The following is a 21,878-nucleotide window of genomic DNA, read 5'->3' as shown; positions in this document are numbered from 1 at the left end:
CAATCCATAACGCCAACCCCAAAGGGTTGGACTTGATCCAAAGGAATCTCACCCAGCCGAAGCTGGAACGAGGTTATTTGGCATTTGACAAGTGCACGCTGTTGAGTTCTCAAGGAACGGATGCTCCTGCCGCTCGGCCTCTCAGCCTCGCCCGCAGGGCAACTTCTCCATCTTAGCCGTATCGCTCGCCGTGTCAAATCCGCCGGAGCGGATCGTTCTCACCGCCGAGGCGGCGATCGACGGAACGATCGGCACCCCACACGCACGTCAGATCTGAGATCTTCTCGCTTGTGTGGGAGTGTGTTCTCCGCTTGAGGGGAACGGGGCTTCAGCCTCTCCGTTCTTCCCTGTGGGGCGAACAAGTAATAAGTTACGTGGGTTCGGGCCTTCTGCCAACTCGAGCGCACACCCCGGGCGTGTCGCGCATGTTTCCGCCCGATGACGTCCCGATCCTCCCCGCCACTCCCTCTCCCTCTGCCCTCCCTCTCCCTCTCGCCCCTCTCCCTCTCCCTCTCACCTCCCTCTCCCTCTGCCCTCCCTCTCCCTCTCGCCCCTCTCCCCCTCCCTCTCCCCGCGAGACTGCATGCGCGTCACGAGATCACGGGTAATGACAGTGATCTCGTGCGGGAGATGCAGTCTCGCGAGCGTGGCGGCCGGATCGCTCGCGCTCCTGACCGGCCGCCGCGCGCGGCTTCCACGCGGGGGACGCGCGCGCTCGTCCGTTCCCGCCCACGGGCGGGGGTCACTCCGGTGCCGGATCATGCCGGCACGGTCGGCGGCACGGCACCTCACACAACGGGCCGCCCCTGCTCCGGGTTCGCTCCCCGACGGCACACCCGCTCCCCCGGGTTCGCAACCGGTGCGATGCTCACCGCACCCGCGGGCGGCGTGACACCACTCAGTCGAGGAGGGCTCTGTCCCGCCCGCGAGACCGTCACCACCCGCGAGACCGTTCCCATCCGTGAGAGTGCATCCAGCGCTCGAGATCACGGGGGAACACGGTGATCTCGTGCCGAGGATGCGGTCTCGGTGCAGCGAGGCCGCCGGAAACGACGAAGGCCCCCGCCGAGCGGGGGCCTTTCCGGTGGACCTGAGGGGATTCGAACCCCTGACCTCTTCATTGCGAACGAAGCGCGCTACCAACTGCGCCACAGGCCCGGAACTCAACGAGCCTATCACGGCCCGAAGTGGCGAACGAACCGCGTCAACCCGCGGCTCGACGCGTCGATAGCAGGCGCCGAACGTGGTCTTCGATCTCCGCGTCGTCGACGTATCCCATCCGCGCGAAAGGCGACTCTTCGGGCGCCTTCGCGGCCCGCGCGGCGTCGATCGACGGCGGCGCGGCCTGCTCGGCGCGCTCGCGCTTGGCTTCCTCCACCGCGGCGCGACGAAGCGCCGCACGCGCGTCCGCGGCATCCTGCACAAGAGACGCCCGGGACCCGGAGGTAGCCGCCAACGGACGCGGCAGCGAGCGCGGCTCCCACGTAGCGGGAGCGGAGCGGGTCGGCAGCACGACATCCTGCACGTGAGCCTGACGCGTCTCGACCACGATCTGCGGCGCGGCAGTGTCTCGGCGAGCGGCTCGACGCGCCACACGCGACATCTGCTGCAGCATCAGCACCGAAACGAGGAAGACCGCACCCGATGCCCACAGCAGCGTCGCGCTCGCTGCGGTCAGCTGCACCCAGATGCCCAGCCCCGCCCCTCCGAGCGAAAGGAGCGCCAGGAAGGTGGCCGTCAGACGCGCGCGCCTGCGGGCCCGCGCCATGCGCACCTCGGGACGGTCGCGCACTGCCCGGGCCTCCTGCTTGGCGGCCGCGAGCTCCTGGCGTGCGACTTCGAGCTGCGCTCGCTCGCGTTCTGCGAGCGTCTGACGGGCGAGCTTCTGCTGCGCGGATGCGGTGCGCGCCGTCAGCTCCAGCCGCACCTCCTCGGGCGTCTCGCTGGTCTCGGCGAGAACCCGGAGGGCCTGATTGAGGCGGACGGCGTTGCGCTCGGCGGCGTTGTACTGGTGCCGGCTGTGCCAGGAGGGAAGGAGGTAGAGCAGCCACAGCGTCACGGCGACGAGGAAGATCACTCCTCCGCCCAACACTTGTCCACCCATGGCGTCAACGGTAGGCGACGCACCGCGGCGCGCACGGCAAGCGTCGGCGTGTCGGCGTCAGTCGGAGGGAGCGATGCGGTCGCGCTCCGGCACCGTCGCCGCATCGGCGGGCGCGCGACCGCCGACCCATCGGGCCAGCACCCCTTCGGGCACCTCTTCGCGCGTGAGGGCGAAGGCGTAGTGATCGCGCCAGTCGCCGTCGATGTGGATGTACCGACGACGCAGACCCTCGTAGCGGAATCCGAGCTTCTGTACGACCCGCAGGCTCGCATCGTTCTCCGGTCGGATGCAGATCTCCATTCGATGCAGACGCAACTCCGTGAAGCAGAGATCAGTCGCGAGAGCCACCGACGTCGGCGTGATGTCGCGACCGGCGAACTCACGGGCCACCCAGTAGCCGATGGTCGCCGAGGCGAGCGACCCGCGTGCGATTCCCCATACGTTCAGCTGGCCCGCGACCCGGCCGTCGTACTCCATGACCAGCGGAACGCCCGCGCCGTCGCGGTATTGCTGGAGAAGCCGGCGGATGCCGATCTTCATGTCGAGCAGAACGGCGCCGTCGGGGCTCGTCGCCTCCCACGGACGCAGCCAGGTGCGGTTCGACATCAGATGATCCTGCAGCACGCGCGCATCGCGCGCACGGATCAGACGGATGCCGACCCGCCCGTGCTCGCGCGGTGCCGAAAGGTCCACCTCGAACCTCCCCGGTTCAGAGTCCGGCGACGAAGTCCTTCAGCCACGGCCGCAGGTCCGGGCCGAGATCGTCGCGATCGCTGGCGAGCTGGACGATCGCCTTGATGTAGTCGAGTTTGTCACCCGTGTCGTAACGCCGGCCGCGGAAGACCACGCCGTAGACGCCGCGCTCCGGATCCGTGGCCAGCTCCTCCAGCGCATCGGTCAGCTGGATCTCGCCGCCCTTGCCCGGTTCGGTGTGCTCGAGCACCTCGAACACCTCGGGACCGAGCACGTAGCGGCCGATGATGGCGAGGTTGGAGGGCGCATCCTCCTTCTTGGGCTTCTCGACCAGGCCCGTCACCTTCACGACGCCGTCCTCGTCGGTCTCCTCGACCGCCGCCACACCGTAGAGGTGGATGTTCTCCGGGTCGACCTCCATGAGGGCGATCACTGCGGCACCGCGCTTGTCGTACTCGGAGAGCATCTTCGACAGCAGCGGGTCGCGCTCGTCGATCAGGTCGTCTCCCAGCAGCACCGCGAACGGGTGATCTCCGACGTGGGCCTGCGCACGCAGCACCGCGTGCCCGAGCCCCTTCGGCTCCCCCTGACGCACCATGTGCACATCGGCGAGGTCGGAGGAATGCTCCACCTTCGCGAGCTTGCCGGTGTCGCCTTTCTCCCGGAGCTTCTGCTCCAGCTCGGGCATCGCGTCGAAGTGATTCGCGATGTTGTTCTTGTTACGACCGATGATGATCAGCACGTCCTGGATGCCCGCTTCGACCGCCTCTTCGACCACGTACTGAATGGCGGGCTTGTCGACGACGGGCAACATCTCCTTCGGCATCGCCTTCGTGGCGGGCAGGAATCGTGTTCCCAGACCCGCAGCGGGAATGACGGCCTTGAAGGGCTTGTGACTCATGCCGCGATCCTATCGGCACTCCTCCGGCGGTTGCGGTCCTTAGAATCATGTGCATGTCAGACGGTGACGATCGCAATGCAGTGGACGACGTCAAGCGCGCACTCCGCGCCGACCTGCGGGAGCGGCGGCAGACCCTGTCGGCCGCCGCGCGGGAGAGCGCGGGCGCGGGAGTCCACCAGCAACTCGACGCCCTGACGTCGGCCCACCACGTGACGTCGCTCTCGTGCTTCCTGTCGACCAATGCCGAGCCCGATACGCGTGAGTTCGTGCGCGAGGCCGTGCGTCGCGGCATCCGCGTGCTCCTGCCCGTCACGCGGGTAGACGGTCTGCTCGACTGGGCCGTCGCCACGGAGGACGGCGAGATCGCGGAGGGCCTGTTCGGCCTGCCCGAACCCGTGGGCGAGCTGCTCGGTCCCATCGCCGTCAACGACGTCGACCTGATGATCGTGCCCGCCGCCGCCGTCGACCGCCGTGGGATGCGGCTGGGATGGGGGCGTGGCTACTTCGACAAGACCATCGGGTCGATGCAGAAGTGCCCGCCGGTGTACGCGGTCGTGTACGACTCCGAGATCCTCGACGACGTCCCGACGGATGTGCACGACCAGCCCGTCGACGGCGTCGTCACCCCCACCCGCACCCTGACGCTGCGCGCCCGCTGAGCGCCTGACCCCGGAGGCACCATGCCCACCTACGCCTATGCCTGCAAGTCCTGCGAACACCGCTTCGACACCGTCCAGTCCTTCTCCGACCCCGCGCTGACCGAGTGCCCCGCATGCGGCGGCGTGCTGCGCAAGGAGTACGGCTCGATCGGCGTCACCTTCAACGGCTCCGGCTTCTACCGCACGGACTCGCGCGCCGGCACGTCCGGCTCGAGCGCGACCGGCACGTCGGGTGGAGACTCCGGCTCGTCCGGGGCATCATCGAGAGCGGGAGCCACCGCTCCCGCTGCTCCCGCCGCCCCCGCGGCATCCTGACCAGCCGGACGCCGACGAGATGAGGAGAGATTCGATGATCAAGGGTTTCAAGGAGTTCATCCTCCGCGGCAACGTGATCGACCTCGCGGTCGCAGTCGTCATCGGAGCGGCGTTCACCGCTGTGGTCAACGCGATCGTCGCGTCGATCATCACGCCGCTCATCGAGATCTTCTGGAAGGCCGATGAGAACGGTGTTCCCGGCATCCCGGTCCCCGACATCTACGGCGGCACGGTCACGTTCCCCATCGGCGGGCTCATCACCGCGATCGTGAGCTTCTTCGCTGTCGCGATCGTCGTCTACTTCGCGTTCGTCATGCCGATGAATCTCTGGAAGGCACGCCAGGCCGCGCGCGCCGGTGTCCGCGAGCCCGAAGCGGCTCCGGCTCCCACCGAGCAGGAGCTGCTCGTGCAGATCCGCGACCTGCTCGAGCAGCAGAACAAGACCCGGCCCTGACGCCTCAGTAGTGCGGCGGCACCTCGCGCCGCATCCGCTCGTCGTTCGGGCCCGCCTCAGACGCTGCGGATGCGGCGTCGTCGCGTGTGCTCTCGGGCTCATCGACCGCGCCGGGCGCCGGCGTGAGCCGAGCGCGCCGCGCTCCTGTCACGCGGACGACGCGCTGACGCTCACTCGGCGACATCGATGGGCTGCGTGCTCGCCTGCGGCGATGCACCCGCCTCGACGCCCAACAGCGTCGACACGCGCGCCGCGACCGCCGCGGGATCGCTGTAGAGGTCGAAGGCGTGCACGCGCAGGTAGTGCCACCCGAGCCGCCGCAGGATCTGCGGGCGCAGACGCAACGACTCGCGCAGGGACTCGGGACGCGTCTCCGGGTCGCTCTCGACCACGACGGCCTTGCCGTCATGACCCGCCACCAAAGGCAGCAGCCCGCGATAGTCGAGATCGACCTTGATGCCCTTCGCACGTAGCTCACGGGCGAGAGCGCGGGTCAACGGGTCGGCGAGATCCTCGAGGCGCGTCTCACGCGCTCGAGCCGCCACTCCGCCGAGGATGCTCATCAGCGTCGCCGCGCCGTGCTCGAGCCGGCCGTCCTCGAAAGCGCTGGGACGGATGGAGGAGACGATCACCATCGATCGACGCGCGCGAGTCATTCCGACCGTGAGTAGCCGCTCGCCATCCGCCGTGGACAGGTCACCGAAGTCGCTGAGGACGCGGCCGTGCTTGGTCAGCCCGAATCCGAGCGAGAAGACCACCCGGTCCCGGCTCTCCGCGACCGACTCCTCGAGCGTCAGCACCGCAAACGGCTCGGCCGTCTCGCGCGACACGAAATCGGCCACGTCGGCGCGGCCCGCGAAGGCCACATCCACGGCCGCACGGATGCGTTCGGCGTGCCGCCTACTGGCCGTGACGACCATGAGGCTCTCACCGGAACGGTTGACTGCGTGTTCGGTCACGAGCGTCACGACGCGCGCGACCTCGGCGTCCGGGCTCTCGACGGCTCCGGAGATCGGGTCCGGGGTTCCCGTTCCGCCCTCGACGTAGTCGACGCTGAGGCTTCCCCGGCCGAGGTAGGCACCCGCCCAGGGCAGCGAGACAAGCTCTCCGCCGTAGAACGCGTCGTTCACGAGTTGCGCGAGGTCTTCCCCTCCGGCCCGGTAGCTGCGAGTGAGGGTGGCGACATCGAGCAGCTCCGCCATTCGCTCGAACACGGAGACCTCGTCGAAGGGCTCATCGAACTCGTCCGCGACCGCCCGCTCGCCTGCGCCGACGGCGAAGGGGGTCGGCTTCTGTGTGACCGGGTCGCCGAAGAGCACCACCTGGCGGGCGCGGCGCAGCGCAGGCGCCGCTTCCGCGAGGCAGAGCGCGGCCGCATCCGCGATGATCACGACGTCGAACGGCGGGTGATCGGGGATCTCGGGCACTTCGTAGGGCGAGGCGAGCCACACCGGCGCAAGAGTACGCATGAGCGTCGGCGCCGCCCGGACCAGCTGCTCAGGTGCCGAGACACCGCCCTTCAGCGCCTGCTTGAGAGCGACAGCCTCGTCGGCGTGATCGACCAGGCCGATCTTCCACTGCGTCGCGAGCTGCGCGGCGAGGACGGGCCCGGATGCGGCGGCGTGCGCTTCGTCCACGAGCCGGAAGTCGCGTTCGAGACGGTCCAGAACCGCGGTGTTCGCTCCGAGGAGCGCGCGATCGGTGCGAAGGAGATGCTCGAGAGCGGACTGCCACCACGCGAATTCGAGTTCGGCCGCGACCTGGTCCTCTGGCGCGTGGCGCACCGACAGTTCGGTGAGCAGAGGTGCGAGGCCCATGCGGTCGAGTTCGGTGCGCAGCGTGGCACGCTCGACGAGGTTCTCGAAGTACGACGACTCGGCGGCGAGACCGGCGAGCACGCGCATGAGCTGCGCCACCGGGAGCGAGGCCAGCCGACTCGACTCGCGACGCCGCAGGATCTGGTCGAGTTCGCCGAGCTGCGCGTGCACGCGCTGCCACGCGACGTGCACGTCGGCGAGACCGACCGGCACCTCGGGCACGACGCCCGCGTCGACCAAGCGTTGCCAATCCGCACGCTGCTGCTGAATGCGCACGAGCGACTCGTACATGTCGCCGACGTGCACCCCGGGGCGCACGTACTCACGCGACAGGCGCTTGAGCCGACGTCGATTGGCGCTCGACATCTCGGCGGAATCCCGTTTGGGCGCGTGCGCCTGGATGAGCTCCACGAGCGGACGCTCGAAGACGCTCGGGCTGAACTTGTCGAGAGTCTCGCGGATGCCCTGCAACAGCCGCAGATAATCGCCGAGCTCGTCGATCGTGCGGAAGGGCCGCATCCTCGTCTGCGCGATCAGCTCGTAGCCGCGCTCGAGCAGGCTCGGGACCTCGCGACCGCTCAGCTTGCCGGCGAGCGCGTGCGCCGCGCGTGCCGATTCGGTGGTGTCGAAGCTCACGCCGTACCAGGGCGAATCGTCGGGACCGAAGCGGAACTCCCCCAGCTTCGCGGCGGCCACGAGCTTCGCCGCCGCCTGTGGCCGCGCGTCGCGCAGTGCTTCGAGGGTGGCGATGTCGAAACGGGCAGTGGTCGACGGAGCCGGCGACAGTGCGCTCAGCTCGGTCAGCCGGCGCACGACCTGGAGGGCCGACGTGCCGAGGCTGGGATGCGAGGCGGTCAGCGCGCCCCGGTAGTCGCGCAGCACTGTACGCAGTCGCAGCAGAGCGTCGTCGATCTCCGCGACCTTCGGCGGCTGAGCCTTCTCATTGCGTCCGATCGCGCGGATCAGATCCCGATGCAGGTGTCGCGGGGTGACGGCGAGCGCATCCAAGCCGATGCCGGCGAGGCGATGGCGGACGCCGTCGAGGGTCGAGCGGCGAGCGCTGACCACGAGCACGCGACGACCGCTCTGCACGAGAGCGCCGATCGCGTTGATGACGGTCTGCGTGCCTCCGGTGCCCGGCAGGGTGTGCACCGCCAGCGAGTGACCGGCCGCGATGCGCGCGAGCACGGCTTCCTGCTCCTCGTCCGCATCCAGCAGGAGCGTGTCGGCGGCGGGGGTGCGCTCGTCGGGGCTCGTGACGCGGGGAAGCGCGGGACGCACCGAGAGGCGCGCCCGCTCGTCGGGATGCCCCGCGAGCGCGTTCAGCACCGGGTGGTCGAGGTCGGCGGTGTCGCGCGCCATACCCGAGCCGACGTCGACGAAGTTGGAGACGACCAGACGCGGGACGACGGTGAAGGTCGGGATATGGGTCGTGAGTGCCCGCAGGTGGTCGATCACGGGCTGCGGCCGGAACACCGCGCCGTCGTGAGCGAGGCCGGCGAGGGCTGCCGAGTCCAGGTGGATGCCGAAGTGGGTCCCCAGCGCGCGAACGAGCTCGGGGTTGACGACGAAGGAACCGTGGAGCTTGAGTTCGAAGTCGGTGTGGTGCCGACGGATCGCGAGCGGTCGCAGCAGGACCGGAGCCGTGCACATGATGCCACCGATGCGCCACGAGGCCATTCCGACGGCGAGCGAGACGGTCTCCAACCCCCGCGCGGTGCGCAGTTCGACGTTCTTGGCAGTGATCCGCTCCGCCGCCATCCGCGCCGTGCGCAGGGCGACCTCGTCGCGGTAGAGGTTCGACAGCAGCGTCGACCGGCCGGTCAGAAACTGCGGCAGGCTCCCCGGGTGCGCCTTGTTGATGTCGATACCGCGCTCGGGCGAGTCTTCATAGAAGAGGAGTGTCGAACGCCCGCCGAGCAGGGCGGCCTGTGCGCGCAGCCGCGCCCGCTCCGGGTCGGCTACGTGCGCGACGACGACACCCGGCTCTGCGACGCCGAGATCACTCGGGCGCACCGGATTCGTCGCCTCGTCTGCACCAGAGATCATGGTGCCTTCTCCACGCCACACACGTGTCACCATAGGCGTGAGATGGGCGAGCGGGGCTCAACCACGGCCGAGTTTCGCCGGATTCGCGACACGCCGGAGGGACCGGCCGTTCCTCCCCACAATCACCCGGCCCGCGCGTTGTCCGCCGGGCGGACGCGCTCCCCGCGGGAGGAATGAGCGCACGAGGAGGATGAGCACATGACCCCGACCGGCTTCCGCATCCATCCCACGCCCCTCGGCGACGCTCTCCTTCTCACGAGCGACGCCGGCCTCATCGGCTTCGAGTTCCTCGCCGCGCCGCTCGGCTCCGCCCTCGCTGCGTGGACCCAGCGTCTGGGCCGGGAGCCTGCACCGATCGACGACGATGCCGACACGCTGCTCGGGCAGGTCGACGAGTACTTCGAAGGGACGCGCACGACGTTCGAGGTCGAGTTGGACCTGCGTCTCGTCAGCGGCTTCGCCCGCGATGCGCTCGAGGCGATCTCCCGCATCCCTTACGGCGAGACGGCCAGCTACGGCGAGATCGCGATGGAGGCCGGCTCGCCGCGGGCGCATCGCGCGGTCGGATCGGCGTGCGCCCACACGCCGGTCTCGCTCGTCGTCCCCGCGCATCGCGTCATCCGTTCCGACGGATCGATCGGCGAGTACGGCGGGCGCCCCGAGCACAAGCGCTACCTGCTCGATCTGGAGGCCGCGCATCGTCCGGCGGGCGTGTAGGCCGCCCGCCGGACGATGTCGCTAGTGGTCGACGGCCTTCTCGGCGCCGAACCCGGTGAGCGAGCGCACCTCCATCTCCGCGGCCTTCTTCCGATCCTCGGCACGGCGTGAGGTCACCGACCCCAGCCACCCGAGGAAGAAGCCCAGCGGGATCGAGATGATGCCGGGGTTGTTGAGCGGCCAGATCGCAACGCCGACGTCCTTGAACACGCTCGTGGGCGTGCCCCAGAACACCGGCGACAGCACGATCAGCACGATCGCCGCCCCGAGTCCGCCGTACATGCTCCATACCGCTCCACGCGTCGTGAACCTGCGCCAGAACAGCGAGAACAGGATGGTGGGCAGATTCGCCGATGCGGCGACGGCGAAGGCCAGCGCAACCAGGAAGGCCACGTTCTGCCCCTGCACGCCGATGCCGCCGATGATGGCCAGCACACCGATCACGATGACGGTACGTCGCGCGACCTTGACCTCGCCGTCCGGGGGCACGTTGCCCTTCTTCACGACGCTCGCGTAGATGTCGTGCGCGAACGAGGCCGCCGCCGTGATCGTGAGGCCGGCGACGACCGCGAGGATCGTCGCGAACGCCACCGCGGAGATGAAGCCGAGCAGCACGGGGCCGCCCAGGTAAAGGGCCAGAAGCGGGGCGGCGGAGTTGACGCCGCCGGGCGCGGCCGCGATCGTCTCGGGCCCGACCATCGCGCCCGCACCGTAACCGAGCACGAGGGTGAGCAGATAGAAGAGGCCGATCAACCAGATCGCCCAGACCACCGAACGCCGCGCTTCCTTGGCGGTCGGCACCGTGTAGAAGCGCATGAGCACGTGCGGGAGTCCCGCGGTACCGAGCACGAGCGCCAGCGCGAGCGAGATGAAGTCCCAGGGGTTCTTGCCGTACTGGAGGCCGGGAGCGAGCACAGCGTCACCCTTCGGCGAAGCGGCAACCGCGCTCTCGAGCAGCGTGTTCAGGTTGAATCCGTTGATCGCGAGCACCCAGACGGTCATCACGACAGCACCGCCGATGAGCAGGAATGCCTTCACGATCTGCACCCACGTCGTGCCCTTCATCCCTCCGATGAGTACGTAGACGATCATCAGCACCCCGACCACGGCGACGACGATCGACTGCCCGATCTGGTCGCCGATGCCCAGCAGCAGCGAGACCAGGCCACCGGCGCCCGCCATCTGCGCGAGCAGATAGAAGAAGCACACCGCCAGAGTCGTGATGGCCGCTGCCATCCGCACCGGCCGCTCCTTGAGGCGGAAGGACAGGACGTCTGCCATTGTGAAGCGTCCGGTGTTGCGCATCAGCTCCGCCACGAGCAGCAGGGCGACCAGCCACGCCACCAGGAAGCCGATCGAGTAGAGGAACCCGTCGTAGCCGTTGATCGCGATGGCTCCGCAGATGCCGAGGAAGGACGCCGCCGACAGATAGTCGCCGGCGATCGCGAAGCCGTTCTGCGGCCCCGTGAACGAGCGGCCTGCCGCGTAATAGTCGGCGGCGGTCTTGTTGTTGCGCGACGCGCGGATGACGATGAACAGCGTCACCGCGACGAACGCCGCGAAGATCGAGATGTTGAGGACGGGATCGTTCTCGACCGTCTGGACAGCTGCGTGGATGGCCCCGAAGACCTCGTTCATCGTGCACCCGCCTCTCGCCGCTCCAGGTCCTCGCGGATCGCGCGCGACTGCGGGTCGAGGCGCCGATTGGCATAGGCGACGTAGGCCATGGTGATGGCGAAGGTCGAGACGAACTGGCCGAGTCCCAGCAGCAGGCCGACGGTGATGTCACCCGCGACGCGCGTGGCCATGAAATCGGCCGCGAACGACGAGAGCAGCACGTAGGCGAAGTACCAGAGCAGGAACGCAATCGCGAGGGGGAACACGAACGCGCGCTGCGCTCGTTTCAGGCGTTGGAACGGGGGTGATTCCTCCACCTCGATGTAGTCGATTCCCGCGCCGTCAGCGGCGCGGTCGTGCGATTCAGTCATGTGGCCTCCTTGCCTCATGCCGCGGATGCGGGGGGTCCATCCGAGCCGTCGTCGCCTCTTCGCGGCGATGGTAGGGTCGACGCTACGAAAATCGGCAACGAGGCCGACACCCCCGGAAGTAGGTAGCACCTATGTCCCCCGGAACCACCAGCGATCTCCAGTTGATGACGCGTGCCGTCCACGACCTGGTCGCCCGTACGCGCTTCCCCGTCGCCTTCGGCGGGCTCGTCCGCGAGCACTCCGTGCACGTGAGTTCCATCGTCGGAGCGCGCGGCCGGACCATCGAAGGCCTCATCGTGCGCGAACAGCGGGGGCTCGGGGGAAGGGCTCTCACGGAGAAGCGCCCGCGCCTCGCCCTGGACTACCGGAGCGCACGCGGGATCACCCACGACTACGACGGACCGATCCTCGGCGAAGGCATCGCGACGCTCTTCGCGGTCCCGGTCGTCGCGGCGGGTCGTACCCGCGGCGTGCTGTACTGCGGCTCGTGGGGCCAGACGGCCGTGGACGAGCTGACGGCGGCACCGGCTCTGAAGATCGCCGACGCCCTCGCGTCGGAGCTCCGCATCCGGGACGAGGTCGCTCGCCGTGTCGAGCGCGCACAGGATGCCGCCCCCGAAAGCCCGTGGGACGCCGCCGCGCGCGAGCAGGTGCGGGAGAGCTTCGCGGAGCTGCGTGCGATCTCCGCGACGGTCAGCGACGCCGCACTGCGTGAGCGCCTCGCCGCCGTCGAACGCCGCCTCGCCGAGGTCGCGGCCGGTGACCAACCTGCACCGTCGGCGCCGGTGCAGCTCTCACCGCGGGAGCTGGACGTTCTCGCGTGCGCCGCGCTCGGGTCGACCAATGCGCAGATCGCTCAGGAGCTCGCATTGAAGGAGACGACCGTCAAGTCGTACCTCGCGGCGGCGATGTCGAAGCTGGAGGCCACGACGCGGCACGCGGCCGTGGCGAAGGCGCGCCGGGCGCGGCTGCTGCCGTGAGCAGCCGGCGATCTGTATGGTGACGTCATGGCGCGCAGAATCGTCCACCAGCTCGTAGACGACCTCGACGACTCCGTTCTGGAGGTGGGCGAGGGCGAGACCGTACTCTTCTCCCTCGACGGCATCGCCTACGAGATCGACCTCTCGGATGCGAACGCCGCCGCTCTGCGCGATGCGATGGCTCCGTATGTGTCGGCAGCCCGCCGTATCTCGTCGGCGCGGTCGACCGCGAGCGTCAAGCCGCGTGCTCGATCGGCCTCTTCGTCGCGGGATCTCGCCGCGATCCGAGAGTGGGCGAAGGCCAACGGCCACCAGGTGTCCGAGCGCGGGCGCATCGCCGCATCCGTCATGGACGCGTACGACGCCGCGCGCTGACGCCCGCTATGCCCCGAGCTGCTGGCGCAGCTCGGCGTCTCCGGTTCCGGTGAACTCGGCGATGCGGCCGCCGACCACCCGGTACATCGCGAACTCCGCGACGTTCACGTGGCGACGTGTCGCCGAGATGCCGCGGTAGACGCCGGCGTGGGTTCCACTGCCGCGCAGGTGCGCCGCGATCCTGTCGTCCTCGATCACGAGTTGGATGCGACGCCACTGCCAATCCGGGAAAGCGTGGAACAGATCCGCGAGATCGCCGATCCACGCATCGCGCCCGCCGGGCAGATGCGCACGACGAACGTCGGGAGCGACGAGGCCGCGCACGGCATCCAGGTCGTGACGATTGCAGGCGTCGAGGTACTCCGCATGCCACTCGCGCAGTTCCCACGGCTCCATCCGCTCCATTATCGCGGCCTCCGTGGGGCCGAGCCGCGAGGCGACGGTACGGTCGGAGCACGGGCGGCCGACAGAGGGTGGAGTGCATGGCGGACAAGCGGGTGGCGGTCGTCGCGGGAGCGAGCGGATTCGTGGGGCGCGAGATCGTCGAGGCGTTGCGAGCCGACGGATACCGGATACGACGCATCGGTCGCACAGAACACGTGGCCTGGAACGATCCTCGTGCGATCGTCGACGCGCTCGACGGCGCGGACCTTCTCATCAATCTCGCCGGCAAGTCGGTGAACTGCCGGTACAACGACGTCAACCGGAATGAGATCCTGCGTTCACGCGTCGAGACCACGCGGGCCCTCCGCCACGCCGTGGCTGCGGCAGAGAACCCGCCCCCGCTGTGGTTGAACGCATCGACGGCGACGATCTACCGGCACGAGGAGCAGCGCGCCAACGACGAAGCCTCCGGCGTTCTGGGCGAGGGATTCTCCGTGGATGTCGCGCGCGAGTGGGAACGCGAGTTCTTCGCCGACGAGCTGCCGCGCACGCGCCGCGTGGCGCTGCGAATGGCCATCGTGTTCGGCGATGGCCCCGCGCCCGACATGCTGCGCCGACTCGCCCGTTGGGGACTGGGTGGACCGCAGATCGATTCGCCGTGGTTCCCCCACCGCCGCTACCGCGGCATCGGGCCGCATCCGAGCGGATCCCCCCGCTCCGGCTGGCACCGGACACGTGGGCGACAGAGGTTCAGCTGGATCCACATCGATGACGTGATCGGAGCCGTCCGGTTCCTCGGCGAGCACGAGGAGATCACCGGCGCCGTGAACCTCGCGAGCCCGGAGCCGACCGACAACCGCACCCTCATGCGCGCGCTGCGCCAGAAGACCGGCATGCCGATCGGACTGGCCGCGTGGCGCTGGATGCTGGAGCCCGCGATGTGGGTGCTGCGCACCGAACCGGAACTCGTGCTCAAGAGCCGATGGGTCGTTCCGGGCGTGCTCGACGCCGCCGGGTACACCTTTCGACGGCCGCATCTCGAGGATGCGATCTGACCGTCAGCCACCCGGACGGCATCGCACACGAGGAGTCACAGCATGGTCTCGAGTTTCACCGTCATCACCCGCGCTCCGGTGCCCGTCGAGCGACTGTTCGATCAGTCGCTGAGCATCGACGCGCACCTCGAGTCGATGGCACGTTCCGGTGAGCGCGCCGTCGGCGGAGTCACGAGCGGCCTCATCGGTCTAGGAGAGAGCGTCACATGGAGCGCGCGGCACTTCGGTTGGCGCTTCCGGATGACATCCGAGATCACCGCGCTCGATCGTCCTCGGCGCTTCGTCGACGAGCAGGTGCGGGGGCCGTTTCGCCTCTTCCGTCACGAGCATCGGTTCGAGACGCGCGATGGGCAGACAGTCATGACCGACGTCCTCACGATCGCGTCTCCCCTCTTCGGTCGGCTGGCCGAAAGACTCGTGCTGGTCCCGTATCTGCGGCGGCTCATCCGGCAGCGCAATGACGTTCTGGTTCGGGCAGCGGGAGTCTGACCGCACGCCTGTCGCAGCCTGGGGACACAATGGCAGCGTGTACACCGAACGCGCACTGCCCGATGGATCGGCGCTCTGGCGCTCGACCGGCGGCGCGGGCGGCGCAGTGCCCGCCGACGGATGCGTCGATCTCATCCTGCTCGCCGATCACGTCTATGTCGCCGGCCCCTCGACGCGGTGGATCGCCGCCGTTGCCGACCCGGCGAACGGCTCGTTCGGACTGCGACTGTCGCCGGGCCGCGCGCACGGGCTCCTCGCCGCCGCTCTCCCCCAGCTGACCGACCGGCTCGTTCCCCTCGCCGAGACCGTGGCAGCAGACGAGGCGCGTCGCCTGCGCGAGCGGATGGTCCGCTTCGGCGACGGGCCGCATCCCATCGCGGGTCTCGTCGAGATCGCGTCCCGCGCCGACGTCGAGAACGTGTGGTCTCGTGCGGTCCAGGTCGGCGCTCGGCGCGCGGTCTCCGCGGCCCGTGTCGCCGCGGAGATGAACGAGACCGAGCGCACCTTCCGGCGCCGCATGCGTGAGCGCTTCGGCTACGGGTACGCGACCCTGGTGCGCATCGAGCGAGCGCGTCGCGCGCGGCAGCTCCTGCAGGGCGACCGCACGCTCGCCGACGTCGCCGCGGCGGCGGGTTACGCGGACCAGTCGCACCTCACGCGGGAGTTCCGGCGACTGGTGGGCGCGAGCCCCGCTCAGTTCGCGTCGAGCGCGGCGTAGAGATCGATCGAGTTGCCGTCGGGGTCGAGGAGGGTCGCGTACCGCTGACCCCACGGCGCATCCCACGGTGCGACGTGACCCGCGTAGCCCGCCTCCACGAGCCCGGCGAACACCGCATCCACCCGATCCGGCATCCCCTGGTCGAACGCGAGCGCGATCCGATGACCCCCGGATGCGGGCTCGTAGGCAGGGTCGAAGCCGCGGATGGTGTCAACCGTGTCCCATGCGAGGGCGACCCCGTCATCCAGCCGCGCATCGACATGCGGGGCGTCATCCTGCCCTTCCGGGACGTCGACCCCGAGCGAGCGGTAGAACGCGAGCGAGGCGGCCATGTCCTGCGTGACGATGCCGATGAATCCGAGTCTCAGTGCCATGGGTTCCACGCTAGGTGTGCGTGGCTGCCACGTCTTGAACCGAACGGCCACGATGTCGCAGACGCGACATACGCTCGAGCAGTGATCGCACACACCTCCGGATCCGGCCGCCCGATCGTCATCATCCACGGCTTCGGCGTCGATCACCGCATCATGCTTCCCCTGGAGGAGGCGATCGGCGACCTGCCCTGGCGACGTGTCTACCTCGATCTGCCATGGGCGCAGGGCGCACCGCCGTCTGATGCTGCGAGCGCTCTCGACGTCGCCTCGTCGGTCATCGACGACGTACGCTCTGCGCTCGGTGAGGCGCCGTTCGCCATCATCGGCAACTCTTTCGGCGCGATGATCGGCCGCTACGTCGCGCACGAGATGCGCGAACAGATGCTGGGGCTGGCCACGCTCGCCGGTGTCTTCGAGCCCCGCCATGACGCGCGCATCGTGCCGCCGCGGCAGGTGCTTCGTGTCGACGCGGCCGTACTCGACGCTGCCGGTGATGCTCGCGGCGACTTCGCGGAGGTGAGCGTCGTGCAGGATGCGGCATCGTTCGCCGCGTTCACCGAGTACGTCCTTCCCGGTCTGCGCGGCTCCGATCCGGCCGTCATCGATCGCATCGCGGCCGACTACACGCTGCCCGCGGTTCCCGAGCTGGCGCACCCCGAGCCGTTCACCCTGCCGGCGCTGCACCTTTTCGGGCGGCAGGACGACGTGGTGGGTTACGAGGACGGATGGCACTTTCGCGACCACTATCCGCGCGGCACCTACGCGGTCCTGGACCTCGCGGGGCACAACGTGCACCTGGAGCAGCCGCAGATCACGACCGCGCTGATCCGTGACTGGCTGCGGCGCATGGATGCGGAAGCCGCATCCACGCATTCTCCCGGCGCCTGACGTTCCCTCGTCGCCTCGCCCGGGGATACGGTCAGCAGTATGACCGACTGGCAGGAGCGGTTGCATCAGCTGCCCCTCGAGGAGTGGGCGACGCTGCTCGACGGGAACTCGGGCCTGCCCGGCCCACGCGCCAACACCGCTCTGGCCGCGGCGTTCGCGATGGTCGCTGACGAATCGGCTCTCCGCGCGCTCGGCTCGCGTGACGACGAGTTCACCGCGATGTGTGTCGCTACAGCCTACGGCGCTCGCGCCGACGCGTCGGAGTACGCCGCCGCCGCTCTGCGTGCCGCATCCGATGGGCGGTGGCGCGTACGCGAAGGCGTGGCGACGGGACTGCAGCTCTTGGGTGATCGCGACTTCGCGCGGCTGACCGAGATCGTCACCGCGTGGGCAGAGTCGAACGACCCGCTCGTGCAGCGCGCCGCGGTGGCGGGGATCTGCGAGCCGCGTCTGCTGCGCTCCCCCGCATCCGCCGCCGTCGCCGACGCGGTCTGCGAGCGCGCGACCGCGTCGCTGGCCCGGCGGCCCCTCGCCGAGCGCCGAGATGCGGACGTTCGGACGTTGCGGCAGGCGCTGGGCTACGGCTGGAGCGTGGCGATCGCCGCCGATCCTGCACCAGGTCTGGCCGCCTTCCTGGCGCTCGACGCATCTGATACCGACGTGGCGTGGATCATCGCAGAGAACCGCAAGAAGAAGCGTTTGTCCGTCCTGCTGTGACCGAAGGCCCGCTCAGTTGATGATCTGCGCGTCCGGGTTCTCATTCAGCGCATCGATGCGTTCCCGCCAGGACTGCAGCGCTTCGGGCGTCAGGCGGGTCCAGTCGGTCACTTCCCGAACGATCCGCAGCGGCGCAGCACTGCGGTAAGAGCGCGTGGGATTGCCGGGGAACTTCTTGTCCGTCACGTTCGGATCGTTCTCGAACGGACCCGTCGGCTCCACCTCGTAGACGTGCGGGATCTCATCGTCGCCTCGCGCCGCGATCTCTGCCGCGAGGCCCGCGCCGTCCACCAGCGCCGTGAAGTAGATGTGATTCATCACGACCTCGGGACGATAGTTCGAGCGGTGTCCCGCGACCAGCAGGTCACCGGGCGACAGATGCACTCTGGTGCCGTGGAAGAAGGGTCCGTCGTCGAGTGCATCGCTCACTCGGAACAGGGTAGTCCTGCGGACGGAGGGATCGCCGCTAGAGGTTCCGATCCGCCTTGCACTGATCCCGGATCGCCTCGAATGCGTCGGATGCGGCCTGGAACGCCGCCATGCCGGCAGGATTCGAGGGCGCGGCGGTCACCGCATCGAGCGCCTTGTCGGCGTCCTTCATCTTCGCCAGCATCCATTCCGGTGCGCCGGTCGAGGCGCGGCTCACCGCATCCCGCACCGCAGCGCGCCCCTCGGCTACCGCACCGTCCGCGCGTCCGGGAGTCTCGGCGAAGCTCGCGTACTCCTGCCACGAGTTCATGACGTTGAGGCAGGCCTCCGCGCTGGTGCGCGCGGAGCCGGAGGCGCATCCGGCCAGCGCCAGTACGGCGAGCAGGGGCAGGACGGCGAGACGGCGAGACACGCTGCCCAGATTAGGAGCCGAACTTAGGCGCTGGTTGACAGTCCGACGCGGGCGATGTGTGACGACCCACACTCAGGGTTGTGCGTAGACACACCACCCCGCCCGCGACGAGGGTAAGGGGCGAAGGGGAGTAGTTCCGTCCGTCATGCGGACGAGCGACGTCGACACACTGGCGGTCACGGAGACCGGCCCGGCAACGCACCTCGGTTCCGAGGCGAACGAGACCTTCGGTCGATTCGTCGCGACCGAAGCGCTCCCGGGCGCGGGTCGCGCGTGAGAGAAGGAACCCCGTGACCCGCACCGCGTGGATGAAGATCGTGCTCTGCCTGGCGATCGCCCTGCCTGCCATCGTCTTTCGTACCACTGGTTTCATGCCGAACCCGGTGTTCGACATGTTCGTCTTCGGAGCCGCAGTGGTCGCGGCGTCGTTCCTTCTGGCGTGGGGAGCGGAAGCCGCGCAGAAGGACATCTCGGGTGCGCTGGCGATCGCTCTCCTCGCCCTGATCGCCGTCCTCCCGGAGTACGCCGTCGACCTCTACTACGCCTTCCGGTCCGGGTCCGAGCCGGCCTACGAACAGTTCGCGGCAGCGAACATGACGGGCTCGAACCGCTTGCTCCTCGGCTTCGGCTGGGCCCTCGTGGTCATCGTCGCGCTCTGGGTCGCGCGCCGGGCGCGACGCGGTGCGGGAGGCGCGGCTGAGAAGGTGCGCTCGCTCGTTCTCGACCCGTCGATGCGCCTCGACATCGGGTTCCTCGCGATCCTGGCGATCATCGCCTTCGCCATTCCCGTGATGGGTTCCATCCCCATCTGGTACGGCGCCGTCCTCATCGCCGCGTTCGGCTTCTATCTCTGGCGCGCGAGCCAGGTGCACGACGACGAGGAGGAAGAACTCGTGGGCATGGCCGGCAGGATCGCGGCGCTGCCGCGTACCGGCCGCCGGTGGACGGTGGCCGTGCTCTTCGTCGTCGCCGCCGCGATCATCCTGATGTCGGCGGAACCGTTCGCCGAGTCGCTCGTGTCCGCGGGCTCCTCGCTGGGCGTCGACAGCTTCTTCCTCGTCCAGTGGCTCGCCCCGCTCGCCTCCGAGGCGCCCGAGTTCATCATCGCGGTCATGTTCGCGCTGCGCGGCAAGGGCGCCTTCGCGATCGGAACGCTGATCGCCTCCAAGGTCAACCAGTGGAGTCTGCTCGTCGGCTCGCTGCCCGTCGCCCACGTGCTGGGCGGCGGCAGCACCGGCGGGTTGCCGCTGGACGCTCGGCAGATCGAGGAGTTCACCCTGACCGCGACGCAGACCGTGCTCGGCGTCGCGATCATCATCGGCCTGCGCTTCCACCGATCCGCAGCCATCGCGCTGGCCGCGCTGTTCGCCGTGCAGTTCTTCGTGACGGACACGACAGGACGCTACGTGCTCAGTGCCGTGCATCTGCTCGCCGCGGTCCCCGTCCTCTGGGTGCACCGCCGCGATATCGTCCCGACCCTCGCGGCGCCGTTCCGACGCGAGAAAAACCCCCTCCCGAGCGCCGAAGAACGAGTCCTCGAGAACGACCTGCGAGGATGAGCGGGATGTCCGACCCGCACCCCTCGCGTCTCGTCGAGGACTACCTCACCCTGATCTGGAAAGCGCAGGAGTGGCCGTCCGCCGAGCCCTCCACGACCGACTTGGCCCGTCAACTCGGCGTGACCGCATCCACGGTGTCGGCCAATCTCAAGAAGCTCAGCAGGCAGGGTCTGATCGAGTACCAGCCGTACGGTCGGATACGTCTGACGCCGGCCGGATCGGAGCTCGCTGTGCCGATCGTGCGGCGTCACCGCCTGATCGAGACCTATCTCGTGGAGCGGTTGGGGCTCGGGTGGGATGAGGTCCATGAGGAGGCGGACCGCCTGGAGCACGCGGTGTCCGAGCTCGTCCTCGACCGCATAGATATCGCGCTGGGTCACCCGGAGCACGACCCGCACGGGGACCCGATCCCGAAGGCCGACGGAACCGTTCCGGCGATCGATGACCAGGCGCTCCCCGATGCGCCAGCGGGGATCCGCGTACAGGTGAGCCGGGTACGCGACCGCTCCCCCGAGGTGCTTCGTCACCTCGAGGACGTCGGCATCCGCGTGAATCGGGCCCTGACCGTGCAGCGCGTGAATCGCGACGCCGGAGTGGTCCGGGTCGAGATCGATGCGACATCCGTCGACCTCAGCCTCACCACCGCGGAGGCCGTGCGCGTGGCTCGTTCCTAGCGAGGCAAGGTACGACGGAGCGGGCCTCAGAGGTGCAGCAGCGTGCGGGACGAGGTGAAGCCCGCGCGTTCGTACAGCGGCACCGCGCGGTCCGAGCTGTGCACGACGACCCGCTCCGCTCCGCGAGCGGTCGCCTCATCCACGACATGGGCGATCAGTCGCTGACCGATCCCCCGTCCGCGATAATCCGGATCGACGTAGACACCCTGAAGGTCGGCGGTGACACGCATCAGCGCTCGAGGGCTCGGCACCCTCTCGGTGAGCACCACCTATGCCGCGCCACGGATGCCGCCGGCAACCTCGGCGACGTAGCACTCGTGCTGCGCGGCGCGCGGCCGCTACGGCGGTGTTTCGTCCCGCGAGACTGCATTTCGAGCACGAGATCACGGGTAAACCCCGTGATCTCGTCGCGAAGATGCAGTCTCGCGATGACGGATGCGGGTTGAATGGCGCACGGTGACGCAAGCGAGAGGACGTGCGTGATGCAGTCGATGTCCGCGGATGCGAACGACGCGTGGCCGCCCGGTATGACGGTCACGGTGAAGAACGACTCCGATGCGCTCCTGGAGCTGCTCTGGGTTCGTGAAGCATGGAACCTCCGACCGACCGGTGACGTCCCTCCGCCGTTGGCGACGAGCCCCCATCGCATCGGACGGGCGGCTCCCCCCGGAATGGGCGGAAGAGTGGCCGCGGCTCTGGAGCGCGTGCCTCGAGCACGCGGGCCGCTCGACGGAAGCGGAACTCATCGCGCGGCTGGGGAAGACGCCGCTCGGATCGGTCGAGAGAGCGGAACTTCTCACACGACTGCTGGGGCCGAGTTGGCGCGACAGCTTCGGCGACGACGCGTTCGATGAGTCATACGTCGCGTGGCGGCAGGAGGTGTTCGAGGGCATCCGCGACGCAGGCGCCGCCCCGCTGGAGGAGAGTCCGGAAAGGCGCGCGGTGACAGAACTGACGGCGGCCTGGCGTGTGGGCCTATCGGTGATCGTGACGATCCCGTGCACCGGCGAGTACACCCGGCGTGTCTCCGACACCGCCTTACTCCTCACCGAGGGGACGCGTCAGGCCCCTCGCCGTTACGCAGCCGCTCTGACAGGCTTCTGATCTACGAGACGAGACGGAGGAGC

The 21,878-nt window shown here is 68.9% G+C and carries 26 protein-coding genes and 1 tRNA gene; 14 read left to right on the top strand and 13 right to left on the bottom strand.

Annotated features, from left to right (window positions below):
• Positions 1 to 1,085 precede the first annotated feature (1,085 nt).
• The 4 genes from SK224_RS16415 to galU form a co-directional block, all read right to left on the bottom strand.
• A tRNA-Ala gene (locus tag SK224_RS16415) sits at positions 1,086 to 1,158 on the bottom strand.
• 46 nt (positions 1,159 to 1,204) lie between these two features.
• The gene (locus SK224_RS16410; RefSeq protein ID WP_320435712.1) at positions 1,205 to 2,104 is read right to left on the bottom strand and encodes a large exoprotein; all 900 of its coding nucleotides are present in this window, start codon (positions 2,102 to 2,104) and stop codon (positions 1,205 to 1,207) included.
• 57 nt (positions 2,105 to 2,161) lie between these two features.
• The gene (locus SK224_RS16405; protein WP_309735972.1) at positions 2,162 to 2,797 is read right to left on the bottom strand and encodes a GNAT family protein; all 636 of its coding nucleotides are present in this window, start codon (positions 2,795 to 2,797) and stop codon (positions 2,162 to 2,164) included.
• Between the two features lie 16 nt (positions 2,798 to 2,813).
• The gene (gene galU / locus SK224_RS16400) at positions 2,814 to 3,698 is read right to left on the bottom strand and encodes a UTP--glucose-1-phosphate uridylyltransferase GalU (protein ID WP_309735969.1); all 885 of its coding nucleotides are present in this window, start codon (positions 3,696 to 3,698) and stop codon (positions 2,814 to 2,816) included.
• Between the two features lie 53 nt (positions 3,699 to 3,751).
• Here galU and SK224_RS16395 point away from each other — a divergent pair, with 53 nt between their 5' ends.
• The 3 genes from SK224_RS16395 to mscL are packed head-to-tail and all read left to right on the top strand — an operon-like array spanning position 3,752 to position 5,126.
• Complete coding sequence (locus tag SK224_RS16395; protein WP_320435711.1) at positions 3,752 to 4,357, top strand: 5-formyltetrahydrofolate cyclo-ligase; 606 nt, start codon at positions 3,752 to 3,754, stop codon at positions 4,355 to 4,357.
• A 21-nt stretch (positions 4,358 to 4,378) separates the two neighbouring features.
• Complete coding sequence (locus SK224_RS16390) at positions 4,379 to 4,672, top strand: FmdB family zinc ribbon protein (protein WP_320435710.1); 294 nt, start codon at positions 4,379 to 4,381, stop codon at positions 4,670 to 4,672.
• Positions 4,673 to 4,706: 34 nt separating this feature from the next.
• Entirely contained in the window at positions 4,707 to 5,126 is a 420-nt protein-coding gene (gene mscL, locus SK224_RS16385) for a large conductance mechanosensitive channel protein MscL (RefSeq protein WP_320435709.1), read from the top strand.
• A 4-nt stretch (positions 5,127 to 5,130) separates the two neighbouring features.
• Here the strand turns inward: mscL and SK224_RS16380 are convergent, their stop codons facing one another.
• Both SK224_RS16380 and SK224_RS16375 read right to left on the bottom strand, forming a co-directional pair.
• Positions 5,131 to 5,310, bottom strand: a complete 180-nt coding sequence (locus SK224_RS16380) for a hypothetical protein (protein ID WP_309735962.1) — start codon at positions 5,308 to 5,310, stop codon at positions 5,131 to 5,133.
• Positions 5,297 to 8,992 carry an AAA family ATPase gene (locus SK224_RS16375; RefSeq protein WP_320435708.1) on the bottom strand — a complete coding sequence of 1,232 codons (3,696 nt, stop codon included), beginning with the start codon at positions 8,990 to 8,992 and terminating at the stop codon, positions 5,297 to 5,299. The genes SK224_RS16380 and SK224_RS16375 overlap by 14 nt, the downstream gene beginning before the upstream one ends.
• Positions 8,993 to 9,190: 198 nt before the next feature.
• Between SK224_RS16375 and SK224_RS16370 the strand changes: the two genes are divergently transcribed.
• A complete protein-coding gene (locus tag SK224_RS16370; protein ID WP_320435707.1) occupies positions 9,191 to 9,709 on the top strand; it encodes a methylated-DNA--[protein]-cysteine S-methyltransferase in 519 nt (172 codons plus the stop codon).
• 21 nt (positions 9,710 to 9,730) lie between these two features.
• On the opposite strand, the gene SK224_RS16365 is transcribed toward SK224_RS16370, so the two are convergent.
• Together SK224_RS16365 and SK224_RS16360 are read right to left on the bottom strand one after the other, a co-directional pair.
• Complete coding sequence (locus SK224_RS16365; protein WP_320435706.1) at positions 9,731 to 11,347, bottom strand: sodium:solute symporter family transporter; 1,617 nt, start codon at positions 11,345 to 11,347, stop codon at positions 9,731 to 9,733.
• Positions 11,344 to 11,697, bottom strand: a complete 354-nt coding sequence (locus SK224_RS16360) for a DUF485 domain-containing protein (protein WP_320435705.1) — start codon at positions 11,695 to 11,697, stop codon at positions 11,344 to 11,346. The genes SK224_RS16365 and SK224_RS16360 overlap by 4 nt, the downstream gene beginning before the upstream one ends.
• A 131-nt stretch (positions 11,698 to 11,828) precedes the next feature.
• Here SK224_RS16360 and SK224_RS16355 point away from each other — a divergent pair, with 131 nt between their 5' ends.
• Positions 11,829 to 12,677 (top strand): LuxR C-terminal-related transcriptional regulator, encoded by an 849-nt coding sequence (locus tag SK224_RS16355; RefSeq protein ID WP_320435704.1) that lies wholly within the window; start codon positions 11,829 to 11,831, stop codon positions 12,675 to 12,677.
• Positions 12,678 to 12,704: 27 nt separating this feature from the next.
• Positions 12,705 to 13,052 carry an Lsr2 family protein gene (locus tag SK224_RS16350; protein ID WP_320435703.1) on the top strand — a complete coding sequence of 116 codons (348 nt, stop codon included), beginning with the start codon at positions 12,705 to 12,707 and terminating at the stop codon, positions 13,050 to 13,052.
• A 6-nt stretch (positions 13,053 to 13,058) separates the two neighbouring features.
• Here the strand turns inward: SK224_RS16350 and SK224_RS16345 are convergent, their stop codons facing one another.
• The gene (locus SK224_RS16345; RefSeq protein WP_320435702.1) at positions 13,059 to 13,448 is read right to left on the bottom strand and encodes an ester cyclase; all 390 of its coding nucleotides are present in this window, start codon (positions 13,446 to 13,448) and stop codon (positions 13,059 to 13,061) included.
• Positions 13,449 to 13,534: 86 nt separating this feature from the next.
• On the opposite strand from SK224_RS16345, the gene SK224_RS16340 reads away from it, so the two are divergent.
• From SK224_RS16340 to SK224_RS16330, 3 genes are read left to right on the top strand one after another with little or no spacing between them, the layout of a single operon-like run.
• Positions 13,535 to 14,491: an epimerase gene (locus SK224_RS16340; RefSeq protein ID WP_320435701.1), complete on the top strand. Its 957-nt coding sequence runs from the start codon at positions 13,535 to 13,537 to the stop codon at positions 14,489 to 14,491.
• A gap of 42 nt (positions 14,492 to 14,533) precedes the next feature.
• Positions 14,534 to 14,980: an SRPBCC family protein gene (locus tag SK224_RS16335; RefSeq protein ID WP_309735945.1), complete on the top strand. Its 447-nt coding sequence runs from the start codon at positions 14,534 to 14,536 to the stop codon at positions 14,978 to 14,980.
• Positions 14,981 to 15,017: 37 nt separating this feature from the next.
• Entirely contained in the window at positions 15,018 to 15,698 is a 681-nt protein-coding gene (locus SK224_RS16330) for a helix-turn-helix domain-containing protein (protein ID WP_320435700.1), read from the top strand.
• Here SK224_RS16330 and SK224_RS16325 read toward each other — a convergent pair.
• Positions 15,674 to 16,072, bottom strand: a complete 399-nt coding sequence (locus SK224_RS16325; protein ID WP_320435699.1) for a VOC family protein — start codon at positions 16,070 to 16,072, stop codon at positions 15,674 to 15,676. The genes SK224_RS16330 and SK224_RS16325 overlap by 25 nt on opposite strands.
• A gap of 81 nt (positions 16,073 to 16,153) precedes the next feature.
• Between SK224_RS16325 and SK224_RS16320 the strand changes: the two genes are divergently transcribed.
• Together SK224_RS16320 and SK224_RS16315 are read left to right on the top strand one after the other, a co-directional pair.
• A complete protein-coding gene (locus tag SK224_RS16320) occupies positions 16,154 to 16,960 on the top strand; it encodes an alpha/beta hydrolase (RefSeq protein ID WP_320435698.1) in 807 nt (268 codons plus the stop codon).
• 39 nt (positions 16,961 to 16,999) lie between these two features.
• Positions 17,000 to 17,677 carry a HEAT repeat domain-containing protein gene (locus tag SK224_RS16315; protein ID WP_320435697.1) on the top strand — a complete coding sequence of 226 codons (678 nt, stop codon included), beginning with the start codon at positions 17,000 to 17,002 and terminating at the stop codon, positions 17,675 to 17,677.
• 12 nt (positions 17,678 to 17,689) lie between these two features.
• Here SK224_RS16315 and arr read toward each other — a convergent pair whose 3' ends face one another.
• Together arr and SK224_RS16305 are read right to left on the bottom strand one after the other, a co-directional pair.
• Positions 17,690 to 18,106: an NAD(+)--rifampin ADP-ribosyltransferase gene (gene arr / locus SK224_RS16310; RefSeq protein WP_320435696.1), complete on the bottom strand. Its 417-nt coding sequence runs from the start codon at positions 18,104 to 18,106 to the stop codon at positions 17,690 to 17,692.
• Between the two features lie 37 nt (positions 18,107 to 18,143).
• Positions 18,144 to 18,518, bottom strand: coding sequence for a hypothetical protein (locus tag SK224_RS16305; protein ID WP_320435695.1), 375 nt, complete (start codon positions 18,516 to 18,518; stop codon positions 18,144 to 18,146).
• Between the two features lie 290 nt (positions 18,519 to 18,808).
• On the opposite strand from SK224_RS16305, the gene SK224_RS16300 reads away from it, so the two are divergent.
• Together SK224_RS16300 and SK224_RS16295 are read left to right on the top strand one after the other, a co-directional pair.
• Positions 18,809 to 20,077 (top strand): sodium:proton exchanger, encoded by a 1,269-nt coding sequence (locus tag SK224_RS16300; protein ID WP_320435694.1) that lies wholly within the window; start codon positions 18,809 to 18,811, stop codon positions 20,075 to 20,077.
• A gap of 5 nt (positions 20,078 to 20,082) precedes the next feature.
• A complete protein-coding gene (locus SK224_RS16295; protein WP_320435693.1) occupies positions 20,083 to 20,751 on the top strand; it encodes a metal-dependent transcriptional regulator in 669 nt (222 codons plus the stop codon).
• Between the two features lie 26 nt (positions 20,752 to 20,777).
• Here SK224_RS16295 and SK224_RS16290 read toward each other — a convergent pair whose 3' ends face one another.
• Positions 20,778 to 20,981, bottom strand: a complete 204-nt coding sequence (locus SK224_RS16290; protein ID WP_320435692.1) for a GNAT family N-acetyltransferase — start codon at positions 20,979 to 20,981, stop codon at positions 20,778 to 20,780.
• Positions 20,982 to 21,333: 352 nt separating this feature from the next.
• Between SK224_RS16290 and SK224_RS16285 the strand changes: the two genes are divergently transcribed.
• Positions 21,334 to 21,855, top strand: a complete 522-nt coding sequence (locus SK224_RS16285) for a hypothetical protein (RefSeq protein WP_320435691.1) — start codon at positions 21,334 to 21,336, stop codon at positions 21,853 to 21,855.
• The last annotated feature ends 23 nt before the right edge of the window (positions 21,856 to 21,878 follow it).

The organism is Microbacterium sp. BG28 (assembly GCF_034044005.1).
GTDB lineage: Bacteria > Actinomycetota > Actinomycetes > Actinomycetales > Microbacteriaceae > Microbacterium.
The sequence above is the reverse complement of the archived record's forward strand: the minus strand, read 5'-3'. Positions and strand labels throughout refer to the sequence as shown.